Origin of the sequence: Silicimonas algicola (assembly GCF_003970735.1) — a bacterium.
Lineage (GTDB): Bacteria > Pseudomonadota > Alphaproteobacteria > Rhodobacterales > Rhodobacteraceae > Silicimonas > Silicimonas algicola.
Window position 1 is genome coordinate 1032023 of the sequence record NZ_CP034588.1, and the last position, 22185, is coordinate 1054207.

Here is a 22185-nt window from a genome sequence, read left to right on the forward strand (position 1 = left end):
CTCGGAATATACGCCCTCCCAGTCGCAAACAATCCTGATGGAGCTACAGATGAAGACTTTTGATCAAGCGGTCGTATCGGCCCCCGGCGCCGGCACGCTCGCGCTCGGCTTCGGACCCCACATGATCCGCATTTCCGCCGATGAGACCGGTGGTTGCCTCGGTGTGTTCGAAGCCGAGGTGCCGGCCGGTGAAGGTCCGCCGCCCCACATCCACGAGAACGAGGAGGAATTCTTTCGCGTCCTCGAGGGCCGCTTCGCGTTCTGGTGCAACGGCGCGCGCGTCGAGCTCAAGGAGGGAGGCCTGATCGTGGTACCCCGCGGCGCGGTGCATCGCTTCCAGAACATCGGCGAAACGACCGGACGCCTGATGGTCATGATGACGCCCGGCGGGTTCGAGGGGTTCTTCTCCGCCGTCGAGACCGAGGCTCCCGCGACGCCGGCGGCAATCGACGCGCTCGCCGCCCGGTTCTCGCTGCGCTTCGTGCCGCCCCTCGCCCAAGCCGCAGCCGCCTGAAAACGAACCTGGCTCGGCGGGCTCACGAAGTCCGCCGGGCGGACATCCAGCAAATGATCCAGGGAAGCGATGGTAGCGGAGGAGGGACTTGAACCCCCGACACGCGGATTATGATTCCGCTGCTCTAACCAACTGAGCTACTCCGCCACAGGCGAGGCGCTAGGTAGAGGCTGGGGCAGAGACCGTCAAGCCGGAAGTTGGGTCGGCGGGCTGCCATCGATCCGGCGGCTGCCCACCTTGGACCATCCGAACTGAAACTACTCTTCAGACAGATGTCGGGCGCTGGACAGACAGCACGACGGATGAGGTTCCAGCGCGCGCCTACAAGCGCTCATGGGTCTGCTTTTGCGACGGTTTTATCGGCCCCAAATTTTTCCTTCAGACTGTTTCTTGGCAGCGGCCTCCTGCTGCGCCAAGCATCAAACAGACCGTCAGCCTGACGAAGCGGTGCTGCCAGCCCGCGCCTTTCGGAACGCACGACTGATCCGCGATATGATGCGGCCCTCATGCGTCACGGCCTCATCCGGCAGGCTTAGGCACGGAAGGGCGAAGGACGCGGTCATGCTGAGCTGTCCTTCACAAAGCTGAAACGGATGCCGACGGCTTCCATCCTAAAGCAGGCGGAAGTTCGTCGGCACTTTGAACAAGCGGCTGCCTCAGGAGGGTGCGTCGTCAGGATGCGTATCGCGTCGCGAGTCCGACTCAAGCCACTGTCTCATCGGCATTTTCCGCAGCTGTCGGTTTTGCTGAAGGAGTCGCAGGGAGCAGGCTTCCATCATAGCTGACGTCCAACCCGACATCCCAGAACGGAGACCTACATGCTGCAAAAGACCATCGCCTACCGTGACGCATGGAAGACACGGCTGATGAAGCACGCGTTTACTCACTACGTTACTCTTACGACGAACCGCGCCGATCTTTCCGTCGCCTACGTGAGACGTCGGCTCCGGGAATGGGACGCTCGCATCAATCGAGAGTTCGTTGGGTCTCGCTGGAAGGAGCGGCCTGACGAGCGCATGCTCTGGTTCGCATTCCTGGAAGATGCTGACGTGAACCCTCACTGGCACCTCCTTATAGAGGTCGACCCTGAGCACGCCGACCGCTGATCGGAGCTGGGTGTGCATGCACGGCGTGACTGGGAGGAACTAGTGCCGTCTGGAACCGTGGACGTTCAACCGTATCGTGATGCCGGAGTCATCGACTACGTCCTCAAGAACCTTGACGAAACGAAGCCTGACCACCAGGTGATCTACTGCGAGTTCCACGGCTGAGAGCCGTGAGCAGGGACGGGCCGCTTGCGACGCTTCGGTCAAGACCCTTCGCCACAGCTTTGCAGAGTAAGATCTCCGTCTCCGGATGAGAGCAATTGCGAAGCTTTGGCGGAGGCAGGGCGCATCAGAGCGTCGACGCTCACCGTCCGCTCCCCACAACGCATCCTCCTTCCACCTCCCTTACTTCTCCCCTCTGGCGCTTCCTCTCTTTGCTTCGGTGTTGTCAGTGTTCATCCAGACCGTTCAACAACGAGCATAGAAGCCTCTTCCTCTCCCATAGATGGCTGAAGCGTGAGCGAAGCGAGCACTTAAGAGAGCGGAGGTAGTGATGGGTGGAGCGTGAGCGAAGCGAACGCTTCCGAGAGGCAGTGAGAGAGTGGTGAAGCGTGAGCGCAGCGAGCGCGCTTCAGAGAGCCAGTGAGAGAGGGAGAGGCCGATTGCGGCGGCGCGATGCGCGACACCCGGGCGGGATCGGCTTAGCGCGAAAGACTCTCGCCTCTGTCCCTCCTTCAGCAAGACTATGCCGCAGGCTGCCTCCATCAGATTGCGGTGTCATGCAAGAGCTCATCTTACCCTCCGGGAGCCTCCTTTGACGTCGCAACCTGAGCCAGCGTCGCGTGAGCGTGCCATGAAGACGATGACCGTTGCGCGACCTGCGCGTCCCGGCGCATTGATCTGCAACAGACGAGAGTTGATAGGCCCCGGTCCAAGAACCCCGCGACCTGTCCCCTGTCTTGTGCGCCACCGGCTCGTAGAGTTCTTGGCGGCAGCAACTTCGCACTGCGGCTCTCGGAGAGCCCTGTTCGATGTCGCTCCCCGAACTGGGCGGCTCCAACAGCGGCATGACGCCTTTTACGCTTCCGACCCTAGCGAGGGCCGACTTCGCTGCCAGCGAGGCGCTCACAGCCTCTGGCAAGCATTCTAGCTCGGAAGAATCGCAAGCTCACTCTATGCCGGATCAGACATCGTGGAGTTCGTTAGGTGTTACAGTCTTGCCCATGACGCGCCGGATCAGATCCGGAGGGCACGCCTGCTTCCGTCCACCTCCGCGTCGTAGGCAATCCTCTGTCAGTCAGATTTGGTCCTCGTCCCGTCGGGTTGTCGAAACTCAAGCGACTTTCTCGGTCACGAGGGCGGAACTGAGCGTCGGTTCCATCGTCATGTGGAGAACATGTTCTCATGTCGGGAAACGAAGGAACCGACGCTCAGCCGAGCGCCGGAAGTCAGAAGGAGCACCGCGCGAGAAGATGACTGCTTCCTCGCAGGAGAGAATGACTACCAGCCCTCCTCCCAATGGCCACGTCAGGTTTGTCTCGGCGACCGCCTTGTAGGAACCCACACTCAAAAGGACCGCATTCGCGCCGCGCTTCATGCAAGTTGTTACCGGGAGGGAAAGGCTGGTAGCAGACCCTATGACGCGCGAAGTTGTTGTACTGGACGTGAAAGGACGAGCCTACAAGAGTTGCCGGGATGTTTCTAAGCCACCCTCACCATGTTCCCGGTGAGCGACGGAACACGGATCGTGGGACGTGTGGATGTGTCGGACGTCCTCGGCTACTTGATCCGCATGAGTTGACCTAGGGTTCCGAAACCCTGACCGCTTCCCGGCCACCTGCGGCCCGATTTGATCCACGGCTTACCTCCAAGGAGCCTGCGGAATGACTGCAACAGACCTTCAGCATGGCCTCCGCGAGAATGCAGGCCAGGTCACGCACCAGCTGATCCAGGTCATGCTGGTCGGCTTCGCCATCGGCATGACCCGCACGGTGGTTCCGGCCCTGGCAGAAAGCGAGTTCGGGCTCGAGCGCGGCTCGTTCCTGCTGCTCGCTTCCTTCGTGGTGGCCTTCGGTGCGGTGAAGGCAGTGATGAACTTCGTAGCCGGGCGCTGGTCCGAGCGGATCGGGCGCAAGCGCGTCCTGTTCTGGGGCTGGGTCGTGGCGCTGCCGATCCCGATGATGATCTGGTATGCGCCCGACTGGAACTGGATCGTGGCGGCGACGGTGCTGCTGGGGGTCAACCAGGGTCTCTGCTGGTCGATGACGCAGACCGCGAAGCTTGACATCACACGCGCCGATGAACGCGGGTTGACGATGGGGCTGAACGAGTTCTCGGGCTATGTCGGCGTCGCAGTCGCGGGCATACTGACCGCCTATGCCGCGGAGTGGCTGGGGGCACGCGTCGGGCTCCTGGTCTTCGGCATGGCCGTCGTCTTGCTCGCGCTGCTTCTCACCGTTGTCTGGGTGAGGGATACGCTCCCGTGGGCAAAGGCGGAGACTGCTGCGCACAGGGCCGCACCGCCGAAATCTCTGCCTCGCTATCCGCGGGGCGTCTCCGATCATCCCGGCATGGGCGAGGTCTTCGCGCTGATGACCTGGCGAGACCGGCGCCTCTTCGCGATCTGCCAGGCGGGGCTCGTCGAGAAGTTCGTCGATGCTCTCATGTGGGCACTTTTCCCGGTCTTCCTCGTGGCCCAGGGCGCCAGCCTGACCGAGGTCGGCTGGATCGTCGGGACCTATGGTCTTGTCTGGGGCGGCTCACAGCTCTTCACCGGGCGTCTATCGGACCACGTCGGCCGGTTCTGGCCGAACGTGCTGGGCATGTGGATCTGCGGCGTGGGCGTGGCAATGGTGGTGATGGGTTCGGGCGTGCTCTGGTGGTCCGTCTCGGCGGGCGTGGCGGGTTTCGGCATGGCGCTGCTTTACCCCAACCTCTCCGCGGCGGTCGCCGACATCACCCCTCCCGCCTGGCGCGGCTCGGCCATCGGCATCTACCGCTTCTGGCGCGACCTCGGCTATGCCATCGGCGCGCTCGGCCTCGGGCTGGCGGCAAACCTGACGGGTGGAGCCGAGGCCGCCTTCTGGTTCGTCGCGATCTCGATGTTCGTCTCGGGCGGTCTGCTCTTCTGGCTCGGTGAGGAAACCCACCCGAGGCTCAACCCAGCCTGAATTCTGGTGCCAAGAGGCGAGTAACGTCTTCTCCTCTTTCCGGTTTCGGTGCCGCATGGTGCATTGCGGCAGCCCGTCGATGAGTTCTTCGATTACCTCAGGGTCAGATTTAGGCGAGACGGCGCCGCAGGCGCCCTTGGCGGCAAAGCAACGTTCGTGATGGAGCTGAGAAATGGCGCCAGTTTCCGGATTCGTCCTCGTTGCCCCGCTTGGTGTGCGCCATCACCACGGGCGGCCTGCTTGCCGTTCGCGGCATCAAACCGAACGCGGACGAGAGACTCCAAGCGGCGGCCATGGTCACGTTCCTGGTCCTGCTTGCTCTCCACACGATCGAGATCCTGGCTTTCGCCGTGGTCTACAACGTGCTGCTTGGCTGGGGCGAGTTGGGACAACTCGGCGGCAGCTACGACGCGAGTCGGGAAGGGCTGATCTCCTTTTCCGGCATCAACTTCGCCACCCTCGGTTTACACGCATATCGAGACCAGCTGATCGATACGGATGATCAACATGTTGCAGTCCCTGGGCGGATTCATGGTGCTGACCTGGTCGGCGACCTTCCTCTATCAGTCTGTGAACGAGCCTGGCGCGGGTAGCATAGGAAGATCAGGTGAATAGTCAGTTTGTCGCTGACACGCTCTCCTGATAGCTGCGCTCGCGTTTCGGCCAAGTGCTTTTGATGTATTCGAGAACCGCTCGAATCTCCGCGTCGCTCAGCACATCTCCGAAGCCTGGCATGTCGCTCTCGTATCCGCCCCCGACGATCGCGGCCGTGCCTTCCCTCACGATCCGCAACAGGACGTCGTCGGGATGGTGCCATGTATGACCGGTAGCGTCGTGCGGTGGCGCCGGCAGCCGGCCCGAGGGGAGAGGCGACCGCCAATCAGGCTGGCCTTCGAGGGTCGCACCGTGGCACGCCGAGCACTGATCCACATAGATCTGCCGTCCTTCAGCGATGACCTCCGCCGGTGCCACAGAGCTCGATGCGGCACTAACCCCATCGGTGAGGATCAGGACGGTCAAGCCTCCGATGAGCGAACCGATCATCGCGGTATTTCGATGGCCTTTTCTCAAGAGTTGGGTCCCCATCGCAGCAGAGGTGCATTCTGCCAGAGGGGCGCCGTCGGCAACATAGACATTCTCGTGAGCAGCGCCTATCTCTGCGTCATGTTTGATCGCCTCGTCACGATGCTTGCCATACTCGCGATCACTGTGGTGACAACGGCGGCCTCTGCGCACGCTGCGCGCATGAGCTACGCGTCCGGTCCGGAGCACGCAAGCCATGTTGGCGGGGCGATGCATTCTCCCGATCCTGCTCAACTTGCCTGTGAAGGTGAAGATCACTGTGGATCGGCCGATGCCGGGGTGTGTGAGTTCGTCTGCGCGTCTCTTTCGGCCTTTTTGACGTCGCCGGTCGCTGATTCCGGGCCGGCATACGGTCCCGCTCGACATGGCTTTCCGTCGGAGGCAAGCCACTTCGGCCATGCGCCGGATCTGAACGAACGACCACCGAAGCTCCGTCTCCTCTGAACGCGCCCGGGCTGACGTCCGCGGCGTCCCATCAACTTTGATGAACGGGACAGATGTCCCGAGGAGACGACCATGAACACCCTTTCGCGACGCGGCTTTATCGCCGCATGTGCTGCCACCGTTGGTGCGGCACAGATGCCCCGTCTTGCCTCCGCGCAGGCGCTGCCCCCTATCGCCCTGTCCGCTGCAAGCCGCACGCTCGAAATCGACGGTCGTGCGGCCACCGTCTTCGGCCTCGCTGGTCCCGGCGGTCAGGGGCTGGTGCTCGACCCCGGACAGCGTTTCCGGGTCGATCTTACAAACGACCTCGACGTCGGCACGATCATCCATTGGCACGGTCAGATTCCGCCGAACGCGCAGGACGGCGTGCCTGACATGCCCATGCCCTTGCTCTCGCCGGGCGAAACCCGGTCCTACGACTTCGAGGCGCGGCCAGGCACGCACTGGATGCACAGCCACGTGCCGATCCAAGAGATGCAATTGCTCGCCGCGCCGCTCATCGTGCGCTCGCAGGAGGACCTGGCTGCCGACAGGCAGGAGGTCGTGCTGTTCCTGCATGATTTCTCCTTCAAGTCACCTGATGAGGTTCTCGCGGACATCAGCGGTGGCCATGGCGGCGGGCACGGTGCGGGTCATGGCGCAGATTCCGGTGCGCCGCCCGAGCAAGGCATGCCCATGAAAGGCGTGGGCGCTGTGCCCGGCATGGATCATGGCGCGATGAGCCACGGCGCCATGGGTGGGATGATGGGCAACATGCCGGGAATGGGCGGGATGATGGGCATGGGCGGCATGGCCATGGACCTGAATGACTATAACTGGGACGCCTATCTCGCCAATGACCGCACCCTCTCCGACCCCGAGGTGGTGCAGGTCGAGCGCGGTGGCCGCATCCGGCTTCGCGTGATCAACGCCTCTGCGGCCACGGTGCTCTGGATCGATACCGGCGGCGCGCGGGGGCGACTTGTCGCCGTCGATGGGCACGCCGTTCAGCCCGTTTCTGGCACCCGGTTCGGGCTGGCGATGGGTCAGCGGCTGGACATCGAGATCGACCTGCCAAACGAAGGCGGAGCCTGGCCGATCCTCGCCCTGCGCGAGGGCGCACGGGAGCGGACCGGCCTGATCCTCGCGACGCCGGGTGCAGAAGTTCGGCGCATCGAAAGTGTCGCAGAGGTGGAAGCGCCCGCCTTCGACACCGACCTTGCTCAGGAGGCGAGCCTGATCGCGCTGGATGCCCTGCCGGATCGACCTGTGGACCGTAGCCAGATGCTGATGTTGGGCGGCTCGATGCAGCCCTATGTCTGGACGATCAACGGGTCCGTCTGGGGCCGGCACCAGCCGATAATCGCGCGCAGCGGCGAACGTGTAGTGCTGTCGTTCCACAACATGTCGATGATGGGCCATCCGATGCATCTGCACGGACATGCGTTCCAGGTCGTCGGACTGAACGGACGGGCGGTTGCAGGCGCGCTGCGCGACACCGTCTACGTCCCGCCGATGTCGATGGTCGATGTCGCCCTGGACGCCGGCGAGGCCGCGCGCTGGATGCTGCATTGCCATCACATGCCGCACCTTGCGACCGGCATGATGACCGAGTTCGCGGTCACGGCGTTGGTCTGATCCAGACGGGGCGCCCTGTCCGGGGCGCCCCGACGCCCGATACCGATCCTGTGATGTCCTGCCCCATGTTGTCGTGAGGTCCGGGCAAAAGGCGCATCAGGACACCCGAACCACTGCCGATTCCAGCGACCGCTAGAAAAGGCTTGAGCTTACAGTAACTGGAAGCCCCAGGTAGGTGCGACCATGGAAAGGCGGAAGACGATGGATCACGATCATCATCACGCGGCACACGATATCCCGGCAGGGTCCGAGACGGCGAAGGACCCTGTCTGCGGAATGACGGTGGCGATCAAGCCGGACGGGCGTCATGCCGAGTTCCAGGGAGAGACCTTCCATTTCTGCTCGGAGTCGTGCCAAACGAAGTTCGGGGCGGATCCCTGGTTCTACGCTTCCGGGCGGGCCGGGAAACACAAGAAGGCTGCTCCGGCCAACGTGCAGTATACTTGCCCGATGCATCCCGAGATCGTGCGGGACGCGCCGGGAACCTGCCCGATCTGCGGCATGGCGCTTGAGCCTATGGTGCCCACGGATGAGCCAAGCCACGAGCTGGTCGACTTCACGCGCAGGATGTGGATATCGGCGGCGGCGGCCGTGCCGCTCATCGTCCTGACCATGGGCGAGTTGGTGGCTCTGCCGGTGCGCGACTGGGTCGGGCATCAGACGGCCAGCTACCTCGAGTTTATTCTCGCGACGCCGATCATCCTCTGGGCGGCGCTGCCGTTCTTCCGGCGTGGCTGGGAGTCGTTGACAAACCGCAGCCCAAACATGTGGACGCTGATCAGCCTAGGCGTGGCGGCAGCTTACCTCTATTCTCTGGTCGCGACCTTCCTTCCGGGCGTCTTCCCTGAGCAATACCGGATGGGACACGGCGTCGGCACCTACTACGAGGCGGCTGTTGTGATCGTGACGCTGGTCTTCGTCGGCCAGGTTCTCGAACTGCGCGCGCGCGAGCGAACGGGCGATGCGATCCGCGCGCTCCTCGACCTCGCACCCAAGACGGCACGGCGCATCCTGCAGGACGGCACGGAGTATGATGCCCCCCTGGAAAACGTCATGGAAGGCGATCGGCTTCGCGTTCGTCCTGGCGACGCGGTCCCGGTCGATGGGACAGTGATCGAGGGGCGGTCATCGCTCGATGAAAGCATGTTGACCGGCGAATCCATGCCTGTCGAAAAGGGACCGGGCGATGCAGTGACCGGTGCCACGATCAACAAGAACGGCAGTCTCGTGATCGAGGCCGGCAAGGTCGGGTCCGACACGGTGCTGGCGCAAATCGTGGCGATGGTGTCGAACGCACGCCGATCCCGCGCGCCGATCCAGGGTCTGGCCGATCGCGTTTCGGCAGTGTTCGTGCCGACGGTTGTGGCAATCGCCATCATTGCCTTCCTGGTCTGGCTATTTCTAGGCCCCGAACCTGCTCTGGTCTTCGCCATCGCATCCGCCGTGTCGGTGCTAATCATCGCATGCCCCTGTGCTCTGGGTCTCGCGACGCCAATCTCCATCACGACGGCGGCGGGGCGAGGAGCCCAGGCCGGCGTGCTGATCAAGGATGCTGAAGCGCTGGAGCGCATGGCCGGGGTCGATACGCTGATCGTGGACAAGACCGGCACGTTGACCATGGGCAAGCCAAAGCTGACCGATACCGTTGCCCTCGGCTCGCTGCCGGCGGCCGACATCCTCTCGCTGGCCGCAGCCCTCGAGCGCGGATCGGAGCATCCGCTGGCCGAGGCGATCGTCGAAGGTGCCGAGGCGCAGGGCGCTCCGCGTCAGGAGGCTGTGGACTTCGATGCCGTCACCGGCAAGGGGGTGCAAGGTCTCGTTGGGGGGCGCGCAGTGGCACTCGGCAACTCGGCGATGATGCAAGCGATGGGGCTGGACACGGCTGCGGCCGAGGCACAAGCCGACGTTCTGCGCAACGAGGGCAAGACAGCCATGTTCGTCGCGGTCGATGGCGCGCTCGCCGGCATCGTGGCGGTGGCTGACCCGATCAAGGACAGCACTGCAAAGGCAATCCGCGAACTGCACGCGCAGGGACTACGGGTGATCATGGCGACGGGCGACAACGAACGCACGGCGCAGGCGGTGGCCGGCAAGCTCGGAATCGACGAGGTCCGCGCGGGCGTGCTGCCCGAGGCAAAGAAGGAGCTGATCGACCAGTTGCGCCGCGAGGGCCACAAGATTGCGATGGCAGGCGATGGGGTGAACGACGCGCCCGCGCTGGCCGCCGCCGACGTAGGCATCGCCATGGGCACGGGCGCGGACGTGGCGATGGAAAGTGCGGGGATCACCCTGTTGGGCGGCGATTTGATGGGCATCGTCCGTGCGAGGAAGCTCGCCCGGGCCACCTTGCGCAATATCAAGCAGAACCTGTTCTTTGCCTTCGCCTACAATGCTCTCGGGGTGCCGATTGCGGCGGGTTTGCTTTACCCGTTCACCGGTCTTCTTCTCTCTCCCATGATCGCTGCCGCGGCCATGAGTCTGTCTTCCGTCTCGGTGATCACGAACGCCCTGCGGTTGAGGCGGATCGACCTCTGACTTGCCAATACATATGTATTTATAGGGTTCGCGTAGGGTTTGGGTGGGGGTGGACTAGCGATTTTTTTTGTTTAAGAACAGGGAATAGGCCCGACGGACGCATAGAAATGATGGCGAGAGGATCTATCACATCACACTGCCGCTACTTCGGCAGCCCGGCCGCTATCCAGCCTTCAATCAGGACGATCTCTTCCTCGGCCAATGGGCGGCTGAGAAACGGCATTCGTGGAACACTTTGTCCGCGCAGGCGTCGGATCAGCTCGCTCTCCTCCGCCTTGCCGGGAATGAGAACCACGCCCCGTTCACTTCCGATCAGTGCGGCGTCGTAGTCGTCCAGTCGCAGTCCTTTTGAGGCACCGGCAATCGCCGAGTGACACATTATACAGCGCTCGGTGAAGACCGCGCTGACCTCTGCCCAGCCGGGAGATACGTCGCTGCCCGCCAACGCGTGGCCGCAAACCAGAGCCGTCACGGCTAGCGCTCTGACTACCGACCGCCTCATGACGCTTGAAACCCGAACGAGACCGAGATTTCTCCCTCGCGACTGCCATCTTCGCTTCTGCACCGAAGCTACACCAATTCGTGCTGATTCTGCGCTAGCATGATTGTGCCGACGCGGACACTTCGCCCGCGAGGCAGCCTTGGGGGAGGCATCAATGAGAAGAACTGCAATAACGGCGTTACTGTTCGCCTGCGCACCGTTGGCGTTGTCTGCTGCAGACGTGGACCTGGATACGATGCGAGCCAGTGTCGAGAAATACCGAGACATCGCTATGGCCATGGCGGACGGCTACATCTCGCCCGACAACCACTGCGTTTCAGCCGAAGGTGAGGGCCTTCCGGCAGACTTGGGCGCCATGGGGTTCCACTACATCCATCCAGCGTTGCTCAAGATTACCGGAACCGACCCGAAAGTTGATGGAGAGTCGACCTACACCGACTGGTCTCAGCCCAGTGTCCTGATCTACGAGCCGCAAGCAGACGGCTCCATGGAACTCGTGGCAGTCGAGAACCTCGTTTTTGAGGCGGCTTGGACTGCGGCCGCGACGGGCGAGGAATTGGTTCTAAACGGCCGCGCTTGGGATCATATGGCGGACGATCCAAACACGCCGGGAGACGAAGCACATGGCTTCATGCCTCATTACGATCAGCACGTCTGGCTGTTCAGGGAGAACCCGATGGGCGACCTTATGCCTTTCAACCCGAACGTATCCTGCGAGCACGCCCAAAAATGACGGCATAAGTCGTCATACGCCCTCGACCGGGGCACCCTAGGCGCCTCGGCACAAACAAGGATTCGGCTGCGCGGGAGGCGTAACCGTTAAAGCGATAAGCTCCGCTTATTCCGCATTGCTAGCTTCGACCTAGTTGCCGCCTGTGCACTCCCAGAGAACTTCTAATTGCGGGTGCGTTTTCAGGCAGTATCGTAGCCTTTGAGTGAAGGCCCGCATCGGGTCGTCTTAGCGTTTCGAACTTATGCGGCTCAATCGCCTGAGAGCGCGGTGAGCCGATGAGGAGGTCCAGGCACCACCACGCGATGTCAGAAGCCCCGCCGCGTTCGCTAGGCTCGCCAGCTGCGGATAACTGGTCGCCTGACCATCTCTGACCATCTCTGACGAGCTTAGACTGAAAGTCTGAGAGGGCGTTGGCAGCCTGGTCGGCCGCGTCGGAGCGAACGCGTAATGATGCTTGGTAGGCCTTCACAGTTGCTGGCCGTGGCAGAGGACATCCAACGTCTCGCCGCCGGTCTGCGCGATTCGACAATGTCGATGCAGATGGTCCCCATCGGATCGATCACAGGCCGGTTCCGTCGGTTGATGCGCGACCTGTCGGGAACACTCGGCAAGGACATCCAGTTCGAGACCCGCGGCGAAGAGACCGAGCTCGACAAGACCGTGATCGAGATGCTGGCAGACCCCCTGGTTCACATTCTCCGGAATTCGGCCGACCACGGGCTCGAGACAGCCGAGGTCCGACGCGCCGCAGGCAAGCCGGCTGCAGGGCGGATCGTGCTTTGGCCGCGTATTCCGGGGCCGAGGTGCTGATCGAGGTGCGCGACGACGGCCAGGGACTGGATGCCCAAAGTGCCGTCGATCTTCTCAGGCGGATGATGACTCCAGTAGACCTTCTCTCGGCGACCTCGAAACAGACAGAATCGCGGCGGATGTGTTCACAAAGACGCTCGACAAGACCATCTCGTCTCGGCTGCACGAGCTGGAAAGCGGGCTTCAGGTGACCGAAGGTTGGCTGAAGCGTACTGTGCCGTCCAGTGGGCGCTGTCGAAGCGGGTGATGACGGTCCGCGGCGACATGTCGGCGACCGTGATGTCGCTGCAGTCGGGTGACGCGACGCGGCAGAGGCTCGACCACGTCGCCGCCATTCTGGACGCGGCGGCAGACGCCTGCGATTCCGGCGTCCGGGTTGCCCTGCTCGATCTGGCTCGGCGACAAGTCGACAGCGTCTCGGCCGAGCACCTGCGGAACCTAGACGAGGCCTGCACGGCTCTCGACCGGACGGGCCTGGGAAAGCTTGCGCTGCTGGCCGATCTCTACGGTGCGTTCTCGGACAGGGCGCCGGGCGCCGGAGGCCACCCAGTCCGCATTCAGCACCCGCACCGACGCCCTGAGCCTGGCTTACCGGCAGATCATCGACCAGGCAGAGGGCGTGCGAAGGCTGGGCGGCCAGATGCAACTGGTCGGCATGAATGCCGTGATCGCCTGCGCCAACCTCGGACCGCAGGGCCTGGCGCTGAAAGAGACTGCGCTGCAGTTGCAAACCCTCGCAGCATCGGCCCAGACAACGCATCAGGCGCTGGACCGGAGCCTGTCGCGGATGGAAGCAGGTCTCCTGCCAATCTCAAGCGGCCCTCGGAGTCGGCGCAGAGAATCTGGCCGGGATCCTGGCGGGCGAGCAGGTGAAGATGGCTGACCTGCTGGGTCGGGTCGACACGCCGTTGAACGAGATGCGGTCGCTTCTGGCTACTCGGCGGACGGACCTGCAGAGCGGAAGCCACTCTGCGATTGGCATCCTGGAAGAACAAGGCCGTGCGTTCCGCGCCCTCGCGGAGCGGGTTCGGACCCTTGCGACCGAACGCCGAACTAGGTCGAAGGCCTCGTAGCAAACCCGGTCGTCCATATGCTGCGCGGTATCCTGACGATGCGGCAGGAGCGCGACGTACATGACGAGTGGATCGCAGGTTTCGCGCGGAAGGATGGCGAGAGCATTCGGCGCGACCCGAAAGCAGGCTGCCAAGTTCCGGCAGAAGCCCCATTCTCTGCGAGCTGAGGAAAGGCTCGCGGGCTGCCAGACTTCCGCGTCGAGCGACGGCTGAGACCGACGCTCCCCGTTGATCCATGTCAGCGACGCTCCGGCTGTCATTTGCGAAGTCCTTCCCATCTGCCGCGCTGGAGTTCGTTGGGATGCCAATCAAGCTACGCGCACGTTCCGCGCACCGATTACGCGCCTCGGCGCTTTTTCCCTTTCTCGCGACCACGTTCCTGATCACCTGGGGACTGATCGGAATCTACATCCTCGCCCCAGAGACAGCTGCCGCGACCTTGGGTGAGATCAGCGGAACGCACCCCTTCTTCTTTCTCGCCACCTGGGCGCCGGCTATCGCTGCCTTTCTGGTGGTCGCGTCTCACGGTGGTGCCTCCGGCATCCGCTCGTTTCTCTCCCGGCTCGTGTTGTGGCGTTGTGCGAGCGGCTGGGCGGCCTTCATCCTGATCCTCGTGCCTCTCGTCTTCGTAGCCGGCTCGCTGATCAAGGGCGGGCCTGTCTTGGCGCCGATGCCCCCCGAGGGCTTCGGATCGATGGTGGCGCTTCTGTTCACGATGCTCCTGCTCGGCCCGATCGAGGAGTTCGGCTGGCGCGGTGTGATGCAGCCCCTTCTTCAGCGGCACATGGCGCCGTTATGGGCAGGCCTCATTATCGGTGCGACCTGGGGCTTCTGGCACCTGCCCGCGTTCTTTCTGTCCAGCACGGTTTATGCGGACTGGGACTTCCTTCCGTTCTTCATAGGAAACGTGGCGCTCGCGGTTCTGGTTACGCCGATCTTCAACAGCGCGCGGGGCAGCCTGCTTTGGCCGATGCTGTTTCACTGGCAACTCATCAACCCTTTCTGGCCCGATGCGCAGCCTTGGGATACGGGCCTCTTCGCCGTCGTGGCCCTCCTCGTCGTATGGTGGAACCGCAGCACGATGTTTTCCAGGGAAACGGCCGTGACCGAGGTTTGGCAATGATCGCGCGTCGTGAGCTGCTAACCGGCCTTTGCGGCGTCGCGCTTGCGACCGGGGCGTGGGGCGCCGGTGCCTACCGCGCTACGATGGCGGGGGCAGAGGCCCGCATCGCCCGGAGCAGCACCGTCATCCGGACGAGCGCGGGCCAGCTCGAATTCGCTGTAGCGGGCCACGGGCCGCCAGTGATGATGATCCACGGCACGGGCGGCGGGTTCGACCAGGGCCTGCTCTTTGGCCATGGCTTGCTGGAAGCCGGCTTCCAGATCGTGACGCCGTCGCGCTTCGGGTATCTGCGCAGCAGCTTTCCGGAGGACGCCTCGCCGGCCCGTCAGGCGGATGTGCTGATGCAAATGCTTGACCACCTTGGGCTCGACCAGATCGCTGTCGCGGGCGGCTCGGCGGGGGCATTGACGGCCGCGGAATTCGCACTCCGCCACCCAGAACGTTGCACCCATCTGGTCCTGATCGTGCCGGCGGCAAACCTGACGGGGCGCGATCCGGTGGCGTTCACCGCCCTGCAGCGCGCGGCGGTGGAGCGTATCCTGAACTCGGATGCCTGGTTCTGGGCCTTCGCCACTCTCGCACCGGACATGCTGCTGCGCACTCTGCTTGCGACCGATCCGGCCCTGCTCGACCGAGCTTCGCCCGAGGAGCGACGGCGGGCCGATCTCATCCGCGAAGGCTTGATGCCCATCAGCCGCAAGACGGATGGTCTGCGTAACGACGGCTTCTGGGCAGGTGCGCCCACGCTGTCGGCTTTCGAAAGCATCGCCGTACCCACCCTGATCCTGTCCTGCGAAGACGATCTTTTTGGCACGGCCGACACGGCGCGTCTGCTCGCCGGTCGCATCCGAGGCGCTCGACTGGTCGTCTATCCGGACGGCGGGCACATCTGGCTTGGCCACGATGCCGACCTGATGCGCGACATCAGCGCCTTCATCAGGGAACCGCGCGCCTGACCTTTCGAGGAGACGCCCACCCTTGCGCCGAATGGCCAGCGCGCGTCGGGATCGAGAGCCGGACGGATGGCGGGTCTCCTCCTCTCGTCCTACAGGCGGTCGCCGCGCACGAGGAAGCGCCCGTCGATGCGCAACGCCAACGGCTCGCCTGAGATCGGGGGCGCACCCTCGGCCACGGGGCGCTGGGCGTGGATGTGGAGATGCGGCTCGGCCGAGGCGCCGGAATTGCCGACCTCGCCCAGCCTGTCGCCGACGGCCACTGGGTCGCTCGGAGCGACCGTGACGCTGTTCCGCCGCATATGCGCCAGAACAATCTCAGCGTCTCCACAGCGCACGATCACATGGTTTCCCAGTCGGTTGACCGAATCCTGCTGCGGCACCTCGAAGTCCGGCATGCCGGATTCGGCGGCGACCACCGTTCCGGCGCAGGGTGCGCGAAGCTCGGCGCCGAAGATCGCATAGGCAGCCGGGTCGGCCGGCGACCAGCCGCTGGCCCGCAGCCCCCACCGACCCAGACCGATGAAATCGACCGCATAGGATTGGCCGCGCCACGGCAAGTAGCGTTCGACGCCTGGATCGAGCGTGCGCATGTGCGCGTTGACCAGCGGGGTCGAGCCTCCGCTGGCCACGAGATAGCGCCCCGGTCCGAAGGGGGTGGCGATATCGACGACCTCGACGGGCGGGGGGCTGCGTCCTGCCAGTGCCTGCGCGCCGTACCATCCGCCAAGCCCTAGCAGGATCGCCGACAGGGCGATGCCGGCGTATCCTTTCGGCTCGTCGGGAAGCAGCGGCGCCCCCGCGCCAGGCCTGCGCAGGACCCAGGCCAGAACGACCACCAGCCAGAGACCGCCATAGACCCAAGGAAGCCACCAGACCGGAACTGCCCATGACGCAACCCGCGCCAGCGCGAAGAGGAACGCGCCGGTGCCCACCGCTTGCAACCCGCGACCGGCAAGACTGCCGGCGGGCAGGAAGGCCAGCCATGCGATCAGAGCAAGCGGCAGGGCAACCTGCAGGGCGAGGATCAGGGCCGTCATGGGTGCACCTCCGGAAATTGCCTTACAAACCGCCGCCGAGGACAACAAACCGAGCCGCGACGGGCTTGGCAGATCAAGCTCTTCTTACATGGCCGTGCTACCGGTGCCCGGTCCCGTTCTTGGCCTAGCGCATCGCAGCGCGCCGCATAGTCTCATCGAGCCCCGGGAACCGGGACGCATCAGGCCCCTAATGCCCATCGAGCGGTGCCCTTGCGACATGTCGTATGGCCGCCATGGCACAGGGCGGACCGACAACCTCGAAGACGACGGTGCCGGCGACGGTCAGCGTGAGAATGGCCGGGCCCCACTCGGGCACGGTTTCCGCCGCCACAAGTGCCATTCCGACCGCGACACCCGCCTGGGGCAAAAGAGCCGGGCCGTAGGCATGGCGTTCCGATCCCGGTACGCGGCCGAGGCGCGCGCCGACTTCGCCCGCAGCCAGACGCGCGACGAGGCGCAGTAAGATATAGGCGACGGCGATCCAGCCCATCGACGTCAGCGCATCCAGCTCCAGGGATGCGCCGGCCAGCACGAAGAACAGGATCATGAACGGCCACTCTATGTTTTCGATCTCGTGGAAGGCGTAGTCATGATGACGGGCCAGGTTGGCGATCAGGGCACCCGCGGTCATGCCTGCGAGCAGGAAGGACACTTCAAACCACATCGAAAGGCCCGTCGTCAGGAAGACCACTGCAACAGCCTCGGTCTGAGACGGTTCGCCCGGTGCCAGTCGCCCTGTAAGGAGCGCCGCAGGTAGTCCCATCGCGGCGCCAAGGAGGATGGCTCCGCCGATGTCATGGGCAGCCCCGGCGAGTGGTTCGACCCAGCCGCTCGTTTGCGTGACCAGAGCGAGACAGACAGCAAAGACCAGCAGACCCCAGATGTCGTCTATTCCGACGATGCCGTTCAGAGTCTCGGTGAACCTGTTGCGGACGCCGGACTGGCGGATCACATCCGCGATGGCTGCCGGGTCCGTTGCTGTCGCAATGGCACCGAGCAGAAGGGCGAGACCAGGATCCAGACCCAGGAGGACGAGTCCTCCCCAGACAAGGACAGTGGTTCCGGCCACCACACACAGAGAGATCGCCATGATGGCTCGACCGTGACGGCTCAGGTTCTCGCGGGTCAATTCGCCGCCGATCAGGAAAGCGACCATGGTCAGGGCAACCGCCGAGATCGCCTCGAACGAGGCTGCCCAGGTGGATGTCGGCAGCATGTCCAGGCCCGATGAGCCGACAAGCAACCCGAGAAGGAGCAGCATGGTCACACGCGGCAGCCGGATCGCTCGACTGACCTGGTCGGCTGCCAGTCCGCCCATGAAAAGCATCCCCAGCGTGATCAGAAAGACGCTGTGCTCCACGTCACCGGCGCCCTGGTCCGGGCCGGCGGAGCGTCGACCGGCGTGCATCGACCACTAGCGCAACAGCCCCATGGCATCCATGTCCCTGCCAAGCGCGGTGCTCATGTCCTCGATGGAATCGTAGAGCAATTCCAGCATGTAGGGCGGGTTGTGCGCGTAGTTTCCGGGGTCCGCCGTCACGAGCTTCCAGTTATAGGCAGCACGCAAGCTGCGGGGAGTCCATGACTTGTAGGCGGCGGGTCCGCTTGCCGTCTGATCCATGACGCCGTCGCCGTTCGCATCCGCGAAGAAGTAGGGATAGCGTGTGCCGTCGTAGACGAGGGGAGCCTTTGCCACTTCGGCTGAATAAGTCTTGACCAGCTCGAGCAGCGCGGCGGCGTTAGCCTGGATATCTGCACGGATGCCCTTGGACGTGTCGCCGCTGCCGTCGTAACTCTGTCGCGAGATGCGGATGCTCTGCGGATCGTCGGCCTGATGGCACGTCAGGCACGGCTCGAAGGCGATTTCCAGCGTGTGGGGATCGTGACAGGAGTTGCAGCTCGCCACCGGACGAGCATGGAAGAACCGGCCGGAGTAGTCCTTCCCGTCGTAGTGAAAACCGGAGCCGCCATAGCCCCCGAGCCACGTCGCGGCGGCAGTGGCGTAGTGCGGGTTGATGAACCGGAGGTCGGGGTTCGGGGTGTCGACGTCGAGCCCGGCAACTGCCTCGACCACGTCCCTGCCTGCCGTGCGCCCCTGGTGGCAAGTCATGCACGACGCCTCGACGCCCAGCACCGGATGCAGGAGACCGCTGGGAAAGGCCACTTCCGTCACATCTGCCAGACCGGCGTGATGGCAGGTGCCGCAATCGACGACACCGCCGGTGTTGATCGGCCCGTTGACGACATCGGCCTCGGTTCCGTCGAGGCCGTGGTAGTCACGAAAGCCTTCACCGGAATGGCACGTCGCGCAGACCGCAGTGATTTCCTCTTCCGCGTCCCAGTGACGGAACGCCTCTGCAGCGGCATCGGCATGAGCAGAGCGAAACCAGTCGGAGATCGCCTGGCTGTTTTCCACCTCGACTTCCGCTGGGTTGAACGGTCCCGCTTCCGGAATCGCGAAAGGAATCGTCACTTCCTCTTCGGCTGCGCCCGGCGCTTCGGTCTCTGCTTGACCAAGCACCGCATGGCCGCCTGCAAAGACCGCGAAGCCCGCCATGACGATGACAAGAGGACGAATGACTCTCTGGATATCGGGCATCTTGGAACCTCCGGCATCGGGATAACACTAGCCACTCTAGCAGAGTTCGCTCCCCGTGACTTGAGGCGTATCAAATGACTCCGCGCCGGAGTGTGTTACACGGGCTGCATGGCTGCACTGTCTATCCGCTCGGGTCTTGCCCCTCGTTTCCCTTCTCCTTCTCTTGGACCGCTGGAAGAAAAGGTCTCGATTACTGAAGAAGCCGGGATTCGCCCGTCTCCCGGTGAAGCGCCGCGCGTTTCCGTCGAGGTCGCGGAAGGAGCGCTGGTGCAGCAGGGCGCAGCGTTGGCCCGTCTGCACAAGGCGTCGGACGTCTGCTTCGTCGCGCCAATGCGGGCGCGCGTCGCTCGCATTGAATTGTTGCAGGGGCACAGGCTGGCTGAGATCGTGTTGTTTCGCGAGCCTGAAGACGAGGCCGTCCGTCACGACACATCCGGCGCTGACAACGAGGCGGGATTGCGCCGACTGATGCAGACCGCCGGCTTCTGGCCGTGGCTGCGGCGCAGACCCTTCGGTGGAATGCCGGGAGCGGACGAACGGCCCGCCGCCATCTTCGTCATGGCCACCGATACGTCCCCGCTTGCGCCCGACCCGCGTATGGCGATCGAAGGGCAGGAGGAGGCATTCGGGCGCGGGCTTCACGCGCTGACCCGTCTGACTGACGGTCCCGTCTTCGTCTGCCAGCAGCCGGGGCCGCCGCTCTTTGACGGCGTACCCGCGCGCGGTCGTCTGCGCTCCGTCGACAGCGGTCCGCGCCATCCACAGGGCGCGCCCGGTCTTCGCATCCACACACTTTTCCAGGCCAGCATCGAGGCGTCGGTCTGGGACCTCCACGCCGAGGATGTCGCTCATCTGGGGGCTTTGATCGCGACCGGAACCCTGCCCATGTCGCGCCTCGTCAGTGTAGGCGGGGCGGCGCTCCGTGAAGGACGACTGGTGCGCACACAACCCGGCGCGGACCTCCGAGGCCTGACGCACCGCGTCACGAAGCCGGGTCCCCATGTGGTCCTGTCGGGATCGCCGCTCGACGGACATCCGGCTCGTTGGCTCGCACCGCGTCACCGGCAGGTCACGGTTCTGCCGGGCGTGAAGAAGGGCCCGCAACGGCATTGGCTGATTGGCGCACTGACCCGATCCGCTGCACCGAAACCGGTCATACCAAACGCGGCCATCGATCAGGCATTTGCCAATGCGCTTCCTGCAGTGGCCTTCGTCCGGGCGTTGATGTCCGGCGACGAAGAAACGGCAATGAAAATGGGGCTGCTGTCACTTCTCGAGGAGGACGTGGCGCTCGCGGATTATGTGCTTGGAGGCGAGATGCATCTCGCTGCGGCTCTGCGTGCCATGCTCGACCGCGTCCGCTCGGAGTTCGCCGAATGACTCGCGGCATCTGGACCCGTGAGACGGTCGTGCTGATGTTGCTGGCGTCTTACCTGCCGTTGACACTGTTCTGGTTGTGGTTCGGCGGCGTCGAGGCCCTTCTGCGTCTCGGTTTTGTCGCACTCGTGCTGGCGTTCTGGAACCTTGTCTTTCTGCTGGCACGGGCGCAGCCGATCTCGCTGGCTTTCCTGATCACGGCCCTGGCGGTCGCGATGCTGGCGCCGGAAGGGCTGGGGGTGCTTCGGTTGGCCCTCGCCATCAGCTTTGGCGCGGTGATGGGAGAGCTGGTCTTCGGGGGTTGGGGCCGCAATGTGGTGAACCCGGCGGTCGTGACGCTGTCGTTCCTGGGCTTCGGCTTTCCCGGATTTCCCTGGCCCGAACTCGCTGCGCCTGTGACCTGGGCCGCCATACCGGCAGCGCTCATCGGGGTGGCAACCGGCTCGATGTCTCTTGGTGTCGTCGCCAGCGCTGCCATTGTGGCAGTCGGCGCCGTGGCGACGGGTGCGTTGCCCCCGACAGTCGCGCCTGTTGCGGGGATCGTGCTTGTGCTGCTCGTGGCAGATCCGGTCACCAGCGCCACGACGCTGTTCGGGCGCTGGCTGAACGGGGCGCTTTACGCAAGCCTCGTGACCCTGTTCGCCGGGGGCTGGCACGGGGCCGCGCCGGTACAGGTCGCCGTGGCCGCAGCCCTTCTGACTTCGCTCGCGGCGCCTCTGCTTGATGAGATGGCGCTGGGGATCTGGTATGAACAGAGACGGAGACGACATGGCCGAAACTGACCGGAACCCCTGGCGGCGGTTCCTTGCCTTGCCCAACGAAAGCCGGGCGAAGACCCTGATCGTCGCGTTCCTCGTCGCGTCCATCTGCGCTCTCCTGGTCAGCGGCGCCACCGTGTTGCTGCGCCCGATCCAGACGGCCAACCGCGCGGCTGAGGAGCAGGCCCGGATCGAAGCTCTGCTCCGCGGCATTCCGGGCATGACCGACCTTCTGGCGCAGTCGGGTGGCGCGCTCTCCACCGTCGTGGTCGAGCTTGCCAAGGGACGCGCGGCATCGGACGTCACAGCCGCCACGCTCGACGACGCGCTGGCCGATACGTCGAACTGGACCGCGCTCGAGGCGAGCGCAGACATCGCGGGGCTCCGGCAGCGACCCGACTTTGCCCAGATATTTCTGCTGCGCGAAGGCGGCGACATCTCGCTGCTGCTTCTGCCTCTCACCGGTCAGGGCTATGGCGGGCGCATTGACGCGATACTCGCGCTGCGTGGTGACCTGAACACCATCGCGGGCATCGCCATCACCGGACATTCCGAAACTCCCGGTCTTGGCGGACGGATCGAGGAGTCATCCTGGCAGTCCAGTTTTGCTGGAACCGAGTTGCGCGACGCGTCGGGGGATCTGCGCTTTGCAGTAGCACGCGGCGAGGCATCGGGCCCCTACGAGGTCGACGGCATCACCGGCGCAACGCGAACCGGCCGCGGGGTCGCGAACATGGTGCGTTTCTGGCTTGGGCCCGATGGCTATGGTCCGCTGATCCGCGCCATCGAACGAGGGGAGTTCTAAGTC

At 64.1% G+C, this 22185-nt stretch carries 20 protein-coding genes, 1 tRNA gene and 1 pseudogene; 16 read left to right on the forward strand and 6 right to left on the reverse strand.

All coding sequences use genetic code 11. The features are described from left to right. Positions 1-49 precede the first annotated feature (49 nt). Entirely contained in the window at positions 50-514 is a 465-nt protein-coding gene (locus EF888_RS05265) for a cupin domain-containing protein (RefSeq protein ID WP_109757783.1), read from the forward strand. A gap of 70 nt (positions 515-584) precedes the next feature. Here the strand turns inward: EF888_RS05265 and EF888_RS05270 are convergent. Beyond that, a tRNA-Met gene (locus tag EF888_RS05270) sits at positions 585-661 on the reverse strand. A 671-nt stretch (positions 662-1332) separates the two neighbouring features. Here EF888_RS05270 and EF888_RS05275 point away from each other — a divergent pair. From EF888_RS05275 to EF888_RS05285, 4 genes are all read left to right on the forward strand, one after another. Then, positions 1333-1620 carry a hypothetical protein gene (locus EF888_RS05275; RefSeq protein ID WP_109757784.1) on the forward strand — a complete coding sequence of 96 codons (288 nt, stop codon included), beginning with the start codon at positions 1333-1335 and terminating at the stop codon, positions 1618-1620. A gap of 42 nt (positions 1621-1662) precedes the next feature. Continuing rightward, a complete protein-coding gene (locus tag EF888_RS22410) occupies positions 1663-1785 on the forward strand; it encodes a hypothetical protein (RefSeq protein ID WP_277601034.1) in 123 nt (40 codons plus the stop codon). Between the two features lie 1658 nt (positions 1786-3443). Next, entirely contained in the window at positions 3444-4730 is a 1287-nt protein-coding gene (locus EF888_RS05280; RefSeq protein ID WP_109757785.1) for an MFS transporter, read from the forward strand. A 212-nt stretch (positions 4731-4942) separates the two neighbouring features. Next, positions 4943-5323 carry a hypothetical protein gene (locus EF888_RS05285; RefSeq protein WP_241239804.1) on the forward strand — a complete coding sequence of 127 codons (381 nt, stop codon included), beginning with the start codon at positions 4943-4945 and terminating at the stop codon, positions 5321-5323. A gap of 22 nt (positions 5324-5345) precedes the next feature. Here the strand turns inward: EF888_RS05285 and EF888_RS05290 are convergent, their stop codons facing one another. Continuing rightward, the gene (locus EF888_RS05290) at positions 5346-5774 is read right to left on the reverse strand and encodes a c-type cytochrome (RefSeq protein ID WP_109757786.1); all 429 of its coding nucleotides are present in this window, start codon (positions 5772-5774) and stop codon (positions 5346-5348) included. Positions 5775-5894: 120 nt separating this feature from the next. On the opposite strand from EF888_RS05290, the gene EF888_RS05295 reads away from it, so the two are divergent. From EF888_RS05295 to EF888_RS05305, 3 genes are all read left to right on the forward strand, one after another. Next, positions 5895-6257 carry a hypothetical protein gene (locus EF888_RS05295; protein ID WP_241239805.1) on the forward strand — a complete coding sequence of 121 codons (363 nt, stop codon included), beginning with the start codon at positions 5895-5897 and terminating at the stop codon, positions 6255-6257. Positions 6258-6329: 72 nt separating this feature from the next. Continuing rightward, positions 6330-7874 (forward strand): multicopper oxidase family protein, encoded by a 1545-nt coding sequence (locus tag EF888_RS05300; RefSeq protein ID WP_109757787.1) that lies wholly within the window; start codon positions 6330-6332, stop codon positions 7872-7874. Positions 7875-8075: 201 nt separating this feature from the next. Next, positions 8076-10409, forward strand: coding sequence for a heavy metal translocating P-type ATPase (locus EF888_RS05305; protein ID WP_109757788.1), 2334 nt, complete (start codon positions 8076-8078; stop codon positions 10407-10409). Between the two features lie 142 nt (positions 10410-10551). Here EF888_RS05305 and EF888_RS21680 read toward each other — a convergent pair whose 3' ends face one another. Beyond that, positions 10552-10881, reverse strand: coding sequence for a c-type cytochrome domain-containing protein (locus EF888_RS21680; protein WP_164721571.1), 330 nt, complete (start codon positions 10879-10881; stop codon positions 10552-10554). Between the two features lie 184 nt (positions 10882-11065). On the opposite strand from EF888_RS21680, the gene EF888_RS05315 reads away from it, so the two are divergent. The 5 genes and pseudogenes from EF888_RS05315 (at position 11066) to EF888_RS05330 (ending at position 15606) form a co-directional block, all read left to right on the forward strand. Beyond that, a complete protein-coding gene (locus EF888_RS05315) occupies positions 11066-11644 on the forward strand; it encodes a hypothetical protein (RefSeq protein WP_109757789.1) in 579 nt (192 codons plus the stop codon). 456 nt (positions 11645-12100) lie between these two features. Then, positions 12101-12486 (forward strand): annotated as a pseudogene (locus tag EF888_RS05320) (chemotaxis protein CheA); the annotation flags it as partial. A gap of 476 nt (positions 12487-12962) precedes the next feature. Continuing rightward, positions 12963-13337: a hypothetical protein gene (locus EF888_RS21685; protein ID WP_164721572.1), complete on the forward strand. Its 375-nt coding sequence runs from the start codon at positions 12963-12965 to the stop codon at positions 13335-13337. Positions 13338-13828: 491 nt separating this feature from the next. Beyond that, positions 13829-14650: a CPBP family intramembrane glutamic endopeptidase gene (locus EF888_RS05325; protein WP_109757792.1), complete on the forward strand. Its 822-nt coding sequence runs from the start codon at positions 13829-13831 to the stop codon at positions 14648-14650. Further along, positions 14647-15606, forward strand: a complete 960-nt coding sequence (locus EF888_RS05330) for an alpha/beta fold hydrolase (protein ID WP_164721573.1) — start codon at positions 14647-14649, stop codon at positions 15604-15606. The genes EF888_RS05325 and EF888_RS05330 overlap by 4 nt, the downstream gene beginning before the upstream one ends. 89 nt (positions 15607-15695) lie before the next feature. Here the strand turns inward: EF888_RS05330 and EF888_RS05335 are convergent, their stop codons facing one another. From EF888_RS05335 to EF888_RS05345, 3 genes are all read right to left on the reverse strand, one after another. Continuing rightward, positions 15696-16643, reverse strand: coding sequence for a M23 family metallopeptidase (locus EF888_RS05335; protein ID WP_109757794.1), 948 nt, complete (start codon positions 16641-16643; stop codon positions 15696-15698). Positions 16644-16830: 187 nt separating this feature from the next. After that, complete coding sequence (locus tag EF888_RS05340; RefSeq protein ID WP_241239806.1) at positions 16831-18051, reverse strand: cation:proton antiporter; 1221 nt, start codon at positions 18049-18051, stop codon at positions 16831-16833. 6 nt (positions 18052-18057) lie between these two features. Next, on the reverse strand, positions 18058-19242 hold the full coding sequence (locus tag EF888_RS05345; RefSeq protein WP_241239807.1) for a cytochrome c3 family protein: 1185 nt from the start codon (positions 19240-19242) through the stop codon (positions 18058-18060). A 108-nt stretch (positions 19243-19350) separates the two neighbouring features. On the opposite strand from EF888_RS05345, the gene EF888_RS05350 reads away from it, so the two are divergent. The 3 genes from EF888_RS05350 to EF888_RS05360 are packed head-to-tail and all read left to right on the forward strand — an operon-like array spanning position 19351 to position 22182. Next, positions 19351-20622, forward strand: a complete 1272-nt coding sequence (locus EF888_RS05350; RefSeq protein WP_109757795.1) for a Na(+)-translocating NADH-quinone reductase subunit A — start codon at positions 19351-19353, stop codon at positions 20620-20622. Beyond that, positions 20619-21401: an RnfABCDGE type electron transport complex subunit D gene (locus EF888_RS05355; protein WP_109757796.1), complete on the forward strand. Its 783-nt coding sequence runs from the start codon at positions 20619-20621 to the stop codon at positions 21399-21401. Before EF888_RS05350 ends, EF888_RS05355 begins: the two co-directional genes overlap by 4 nt. After that, positions 21388-22182, forward strand: a complete 795-nt coding sequence (locus tag EF888_RS05360; RefSeq protein WP_109757797.1) for an FMN-binding protein — start codon at positions 21388-21390, stop codon at positions 22180-22182. Before EF888_RS05355 ends, EF888_RS05360 begins: the two co-directional genes overlap by 14 nt. Positions 22183-22185: the final 3 nt, after the last annotated feature.

Coding starts and splice junctions, on each gene's coding strand:
- EF888_RS05265 (WP_109757783.1), top strand. CDS start 50: ATGAAGACTTTTGATCAAGCGGTCGTATCGGCCCCCGGCGCCGGCACG.
- EF888_RS05275 (WP_109757784.1), top strand. CDS start 1,333: ATGCTGCAAAAGACCATCGCCTACCGTGACGCATGGAAGACACGGCTG.
- EF888_RS05280 (WP_109757785.1), top strand. CDS start 3,444: ATGACTGCAACAGACCTTCAGCATGGCCTCCGCGAGAATGCAGGCCAG.
- EF888_RS05290 (WP_109757786.1), bottom strand. CDS start 5,774: ATGATCGGTTCGCTCATCGGAGGCTTGACCGTCCTGATCCTCACCGAT.
- EF888_RS05295 (WP_241239805.1), top strand. CDS start 5,895: ATGTTTGATCGCCTCGTCACGATGCTTGCCATACTCGCGATCACTGTG.
- EF888_RS05300 (WP_109757787.1), top strand. CDS start 6,330: ATGAACACCCTTTCGCGACGCGGCTTTATCGCCGCATGTGCTGCCACC.
- EF888_RS05305 (WP_109757788.1), top strand. CDS start 8,076: ATGGATCACGATCATCATCACGCGGCACACGATATCCCGGCAGGGTCC.
- EF888_RS05315 (WP_109757789.1), top strand. CDS start 11,066: ATGAGAAGAACTGCAATAACGGCGTTACTGTTCGCCTGCGCACCGTTG.
- EF888_RS05325 (WP_109757792.1), top strand. CDS start 13,829: ATGCCAATCAAGCTACGCGCACGTTCCGCGCACCGATTACGCGCCTCG.
- EF888_RS05330 (WP_164721573.1), top strand. CDS start 14,647: ATGATCGCGCGTCGTGAGCTGCTAACCGGCCTTTGCGGCGTCGCGCTT.
- EF888_RS05335 (WP_109757794.1), bottom strand. CDS start 16,643: ATGACGGCCCTGATCCTCGCCCTGCAGGTTGCCCTGCCGCTTGCTCTG.
- EF888_RS05340 (WP_241239806.1), bottom strand. CDS start 18,051: ATGCACGCCGGTCGACGCTCCGCCGGCCCGGACCAGGGCGCCGGTGAC.
- EF888_RS05345 (WP_241239807.1), bottom strand. CDS start 19,242: ATGCCCGATATCCAGAGAGTCATTCGTCCTCTTGTCATCGTCATGGCG.
- EF888_RS05350 (WP_109757795.1), top strand. CDS start 19,351: ATGGCTGCACTGTCTATCCGCTCGGGTCTTGCCCCTCGTTTCCCTTCT.
- EF888_RS05355 (WP_109757796.1), top strand. CDS start 20,619: ATGACTCGCGGCATCTGGACCCGTGAGACGGTCGTGCTGATGTTGCTG.
- EF888_RS05360 (WP_109757797.1), top strand. CDS start 21,388: ATGGCCGAAACTGACCGGAACCCCTGGCGGCGGTTCCTTGCCTTGCCC.